This window comes from Aurantimicrobium sp., assembly GCF_036667855.1.
Taxonomy (GTDB): domain Bacteria; phylum Actinomycetota; class Actinomycetes; order Actinomycetales; family Microbacteriaceae; genus Aurantimicrobium.
This window is the reverse complement of the sequence record NZ_JAVWTF010000071.1, coordinates 1-5,005: the sequence shown is the minus strand read 5'-3', so window position 1 is coordinate 5,005 and position 5,005 is coordinate 1. Positions and strand designations below refer to the sequence as shown.

General features: G+C 54.9%; 6 protein-coding genes. All 6 read left to right on the top strand.

Annotation, left to right across the window (positions count from 1 at the left end; all coding sequences use genetic code 11):
- Positions 1-119 precede the first annotated feature (119 nt).
- Complete coding sequence (locus tag RR877_RS09665; protein WP_332550699.1) at positions 120-770, top strand: regulatory protein RecX; 651 nt, start codon at positions 120-122, stop codon at positions 768-770.
- 115 nt (positions 771-885) lie between these two features.
- Positions 886-1,158 carry a hypothetical protein gene (locus tag RR877_RS09660; RefSeq protein WP_332619104.1) on the top strand — a complete coding sequence of 91 codons (273 nt, stop codon included), beginning with the start codon at positions 886-888 and terminating at the stop codon, positions 1,156-1,158.
- Positions 1,159-1,191: 33 nt separating this feature from the next.
- On the top strand, positions 1,192-2,832 hold the full coding sequence (miaB, locus tag RR877_RS09655) for a tRNA (N6-isopentenyl adenosine(37)-C2)-methylthiotransferase MiaB (protein ID WP_332628074.1): 1,641 nt from the start codon (positions 1,192-1,194) through the stop codon (positions 2,830-2,832).
- A 1-nt stretch (position 2,833) separates the two neighbouring features.
- Positions 2,834-3,763 (top strand): tRNA (adenosine(37)-N6)-dimethylallyltransferase MiaA, encoded by a 930-nt coding sequence (miaA, locus tag RR877_RS09650; RefSeq protein WP_332618841.1) that lies wholly within the window; start codon positions 2,834-2,836, stop codon positions 3,761-3,763.
- Between the two features lie 9 nt (positions 3,764-3,772).
- On the top strand, positions 3,773-4,690 hold the full coding sequence (gene dapF, locus RR877_RS09645; protein ID WP_110233098.1) for a diaminopimelate epimerase: 918 nt from the start codon (positions 3,773-3,775) through the stop codon (positions 4,688-4,690).
- Positions 4,691-4,696: 6 nt separating this feature from the next.
- Positions 4,697-5,005, top strand: a 309-nt coding sequence (locus tag RR877_RS09640; RefSeq protein WP_332628073.1) for a hypothetical protein, incomplete at its 3' end; no start/stop codon positions are given.

The window sequence follows — 5,005 nt, the reverse complement described above, 5'->3', positions numbered from 1 at the left end:
AAGCTCGGTGTGGGTGCCGCAGCAGCTGAAGCTGCTGCCATTGAAGCTGCTGCAACTGCTGTAGAGGTCGAACCAGACTTCGAGGCAGTTGAAGAGGTTCGTAAGGGAGCCTGAGCTTCGTGACGAACGTCACTTTTCTGCCCTGGGTTGATCCAGAAAGCAGTCCCATCGCTGCCTCGCCTGAAATATCAGGCGAGGCAGTAGGGGATGCTGCAGAAGTTCCTGCCGGAGTCCAGCGACTGAGCCGTGTCATGTTCACCGAGGTGGAAGACGTTGTTGAGGATGAAGAAGAATCAGTGGCGGCGCTGGATCTTGATGCACTCGAGCAGACACTTTTACGGAAACTCCACACCCACGATATGTCGGTGCACGAAGTAATGACATGGTTGCGTTCCAAAGATGCAGCCGAAGGCGATGCTGCTGAACTTGTGGCCAAGTTTGAGCGACTGAATTACCTCAATGATGAACGCTTAGCTCGGGAACTGGTGTCTCGACTCAGTGAGCGCAAGGGCAAGAGTAAGAGCGTCATTGCGAGAGAGCTTCGACAACGAGGTATTTCCTCGTCAGCTGTGGATGAAGCGCTCGAGGCAATCGACGAAGACAACGAACTTTCGAAAGCAACGGAGCTTGCTCTGCAACGCGTGCGCCAGTTCAGCAAGCTCGATGATGCGACCGCAGAACGCCGTCTGGTGGGTTTTCTTTCTCGTCGTGGATATTCGGGTCAAACTGTCCGCGAGGCGTGCAGAGAGGCGCTTGCGTCGAGGAATTAGGCTAAGTCCGTGCTCAATGACTTCCTCAACAGCCCCTACGCAATTGCTGCAGCTTTGCTGGTGATCATTGCGTACATCACATGGGGCTATCGCCGCAGAAAGTAGTGCACTCAACATGTTTGACGTAGAACCCGCAGAAGAGCAGAAACCTGCCAAACCTTTGACGGAAAAGCAGATTGCGGCCCGTGCTCGCACCAAGAAAATGAATGTTCTCGCCGTCATCATTTGTGCAAGCCTGTGTTTCGTGTTGGGCGTTATTTCAGCAGTACTTCCCGCAGGCGTCTCCACACCATGGATGTTCGCGAGTTATGCCGCTGGCTATGTCGGCGTTTTATGGGCACTTGCTGGATTGTGGTCTCATTACATGGGTCCCAACGCACCGAAATAATCGGTGCCTTTCGGCGCGTAAACTTATGGGGTTATGACCAGCCCAAGTGAAGCCCCCACACTCATCCCCGCATCCTCTGCGGCAGTGGATGAAACTGGGCGTCAGCGTACCTATGAAGTGCGCACTTTTGGGTGCCAAATGAACGTTCACGACAGTGAACGTCTAGCTGGAGCCATGGAAGCTGCTGGCTATGTGAAGTTTGAGTTCGCCTCTGAGGCGGAACTAGATCCCGACATGAAGCGCAGTGCGAGTTCTGCTCAACCAGATGTTGTTGTGATCAACACCTGTGCTGTTCGTGAAAATGCCGATAACAAGCTCTACGGAAACCTCGGTCACCTCGCGCGAGTGAAAGAAAAGCACAAGGATCTGCAGATTGCTGTGGGTGGCTGTCTCGCTCAGAAAGATCAAGCACTTCTATTGAAGAAAGCTCCTTGGGTTGATGTGGTGTTTGGAACCCACAACATGGGTTCTTTGCCGAGCTTGCTCGAACGTTCTCGCCACAACCACAAGGCAGAGATTGAAATCCTCGAGTCTTTGGAAACTTTCCCTTCTACTCTTCCCACTAAGCGTGATTCGACCTATTCCGGTTGGGTGTCCATCTCGGTGGGATGCAACAACACCTGCACGTTCTGCATCGTTCCCAGCCTGCGCGGTAAAGAACGCGATCGTCGCCCTGGCGAAGTGCTCAACGAAGTTAAGGCACTTGTTGACCAGGGCGCCATTGAAGTTACTTTGCTGGGCCAGAACGTCAACACCTACGGTGTTGAGTTCGGCGATAAGGGTGCATTTGCCAAGCTTCTGCGCGCTTGTGGTGAGATCGAAGGCCTGGAGCGTGTGCGCTTCACAAGCCCACACCCTGCTGCGTTCACGGATGATGTCATCGCAGCCATGGCAGAAACACACAATGTCATGCCTCAGCTCCACATGCCACTGCAATCAGGTTCAGACAGCGTGCTCAAGGCCATGCGTCGCAGCTACCGCAGCGAGAAGTTCTTAGGAATTCTCCAGCGTGTTCGGGAAGCAATGCCGCATGCAGCAATCAGCACCGACATCATTGTGGGATTCCCTGGCGAAACAGAAGAAGACTTCGAAGAAACCATGCGAGTTGTTGCGGAAGCTCGCTTCGCAACTGCCTTCACTTTCCAGTACTCCAAGCGACCTGGAACACCTGCTGCGGAAATGGATAACCAAATCCCCAAGGCAGTCGTTCAGGAGCGCTATGAGCGTCTCCTCAAGTTCCAGAACGACATTGCGTGGCAGGAAAACAAGGCACAAATTGGCCGTGAAGTTCATGTACTGGTTGCCAACGGTGAAGGCCGCAAGGACAGCGCAACTGAGCGCATGAGCGGCCGTGCAGAAGATTCTCGTCTGGTTCACTTTGAAGTGACACCGGGAAGTGAAACACCACGTCCGGGTGACATTGTGACGGTAACCATCACGGAAGCAGCACCGTTCCACCTGCTCGCAGATGACCCCACAGGTGCACCGCTGAAGATTCGCCGCACCATTGCCGGAGATGCCTGGGATCGCGAACAGGCTGATAGCTGCGGTGTTCCTAGTACAGGGGGAGCGAAGAACCTGGGTTCCACCTCGATACCTGTTGTGGGATTAGGTATGCCCAGCTTGCGGGTTTCGACCGCCCCGATCTACGACCTCGACGACGGACAGCGCTAGCGTGAGCGAGAAAACCCAGATCCTCGCGATCGTGGGAGCGACGGGGACAGGAAAGTCGGACCTGTCCTTAGATATTGCAGAAGCTCTGATTGCCCAAGGACATGGCGTTGAAATCGTCAACGCCGATGCCATGCAGCTCTATGCGGGGATGGATGTTGGCACCGCCAAGCTACCTGTTGCAGAGCGTCGAGGAATTCCTCACCACATGTTTGATGTGCTGCGCGTCACCGATGAAGCCGCTGTTGCTGACTACCAGGCTCAGGCACGTGCTGTGATTTCAGAAATCAATGACCGCGGACACCTCGCTATCTTGGTGGGGGGATCCGGGCTGTATGCCAGCAGCGTTCTCTTCGATTTTGAATTTCCTGGTCATGACGATGTCATCCGTGAGCGACTTGAAAAGGAAATGGAAGAGCTGGGACCAGGCGTTCTCTTTCAACGCCTCAAGGAGCTCGCTCCCGAAGCTGCCGAACGCATCGATCAGCAAAACTCGAGGCGGGTCGTTCGAGCTTTGGAAGTTCTTGAAGTGACCGGCAGCACAGCGGGGCTGGGAACATTGCCCGAAGAAGCTGTGTATTGGAAACCCACAGTCATCGTTGGCCTCGCTGAAGAGCGCGAGGTGCTTGTTGAGCGGCTAGACCGCCGCGTTGAAAAGATGTGGCACGACGGACTTCTTGAAGAAGTTCAGGGCCTGATTCCTCAAGGTATTGAACAGGGCATCACTGCCCGCAGGGCAATCGGTTATGCGCAGGCATTGGCTGAGCTCTCAGGTGAGATGACTGAAGCCGAGGCAATTGAGGAAACTCAGGCAATAACTCGACGCTATGCACGGCGTCAGGTGAGCTGGTTTAAGCGGTATGCAGATCTCACCTGGCTTCCAGCGGGGCATCGAGACAACGTCTCTCAGGTGATCTCCCAGCTAAGCCTTTAAGCTGGAGACATGGCTATCTCGCTGCACTTCACCAAAGGTCACGGAACCGGGAACGATTTCGTGCTTTATAGCGACCCTGAAGGTGAACTTCCGCTCACCCCAAGCCAGATAGCGGCACTGTGTGACCGTCACTTCGGAATTGGTGCAGACGGCGTCATTCGAGCGGTCAAGAGCAGCAAGCTCAACCGCAAGCACGAACCAGGCCAGGTCGTTGTGGATCCTGCTGGGGCGGCCGCGCTCGCAGAAGATTCTGCTGCCGAGTGGTTTATGGACTACTACAACTCAGATGGTTCTCTCTCTGAGATGTGTGGCAACGGCATTCGTGTTTATGCCAAATATTTACTCGAGACCGGACTTGCTTCCATCAACCGCGGTGAAACCCTTGCCATCGGCACACGTGCCGGCGTTCGTGATCTCACCGCACAAGGAACACAGTTCCAGGTCGATATGGGCCGCTGGAGCTTCGACGGCGGGGAACCCGTCGTGAAGGTGGCGGGTGTTCCTGTTGCTCGCCCTGGTGTGGGCATCAACGTGGGGAACCCTCACGTCATCGCTGCTTTTGCAGATGATGCTGAGCTCGATGCTGCTGACCTCAGTTCAGCACCTCGACTTGAACCAGAACTTCCTGAAGGGGCGAATGTGGAGCTCGTTGTTCCTCACGACCCACTGGTGAAAGATGGCGTCGGTCACATCCGTATGCGTGTGCACGAGCGCGGCTCAGGGGAAACCTTGTCGTGCGGCACGGGTGTCGTGGCAGCTGCGCTGGCCACCCGTCACTGGGCTGGTGAAGGTGCACCCCACAACTGGCGTGTAGATGTTCCTGGCGGAACGTTGGCTGTTCGTATGTTCCCCACGGAAGAAGGAGAGCATGTCGCACTCTCAGGCCCAGCTGAGCTTGTTTACACCGGAACAGTAGAACTGGCCTAAAGCACCATGAAAACCTCTCACAAGGCCATCCTGAGCCTTTCTGTTGCATCTATTGCCGTGTTGACGCTTGCGGGTTGCGACCAGATTCCTAGCCTTAATGCCAATGATCAGGCAGCGAACAAAGCTGCATGTGAAGCTGTGGGCAAAACCTGGGACACACTCAACTCAGCCCTGAGCTCTGGAGATATCTCTGGATTGCCTCTGGCCTTCATCAATGTTCCTGGACAGCTGGATTCTGTGTTGAGTCAGGCAACAGATAAGCAGCTCACCGAAGCTCTTGCTGAACTCAAGAAGAACGCACAATCAGTGGTTGAT

What these genes read in the sequence shown, in the direction of transcription:
- RR877_RS09660 (WP_332619104.1), top strand. Translation starts at nt 886, where the DNA reads ATGTTTGACGTAGAACCCGCAGAAGAGCAGAAACCTGCCAAACCTTTG.
- miaB (WP_332628074.1), top strand. Translation starts at nt 1,192, where the DNA reads ATGACCAGCCCAAGTGAAGCCCCCACACTCATCCCCGCATCCTCTGCG.
- dapF (WP_110233098.1), top strand. Translation starts at nt 3,773, where the DNA reads ATGGCTATCTCGCTGCACTTCACCAAAGGTCACGGAACCGGGAACGAT.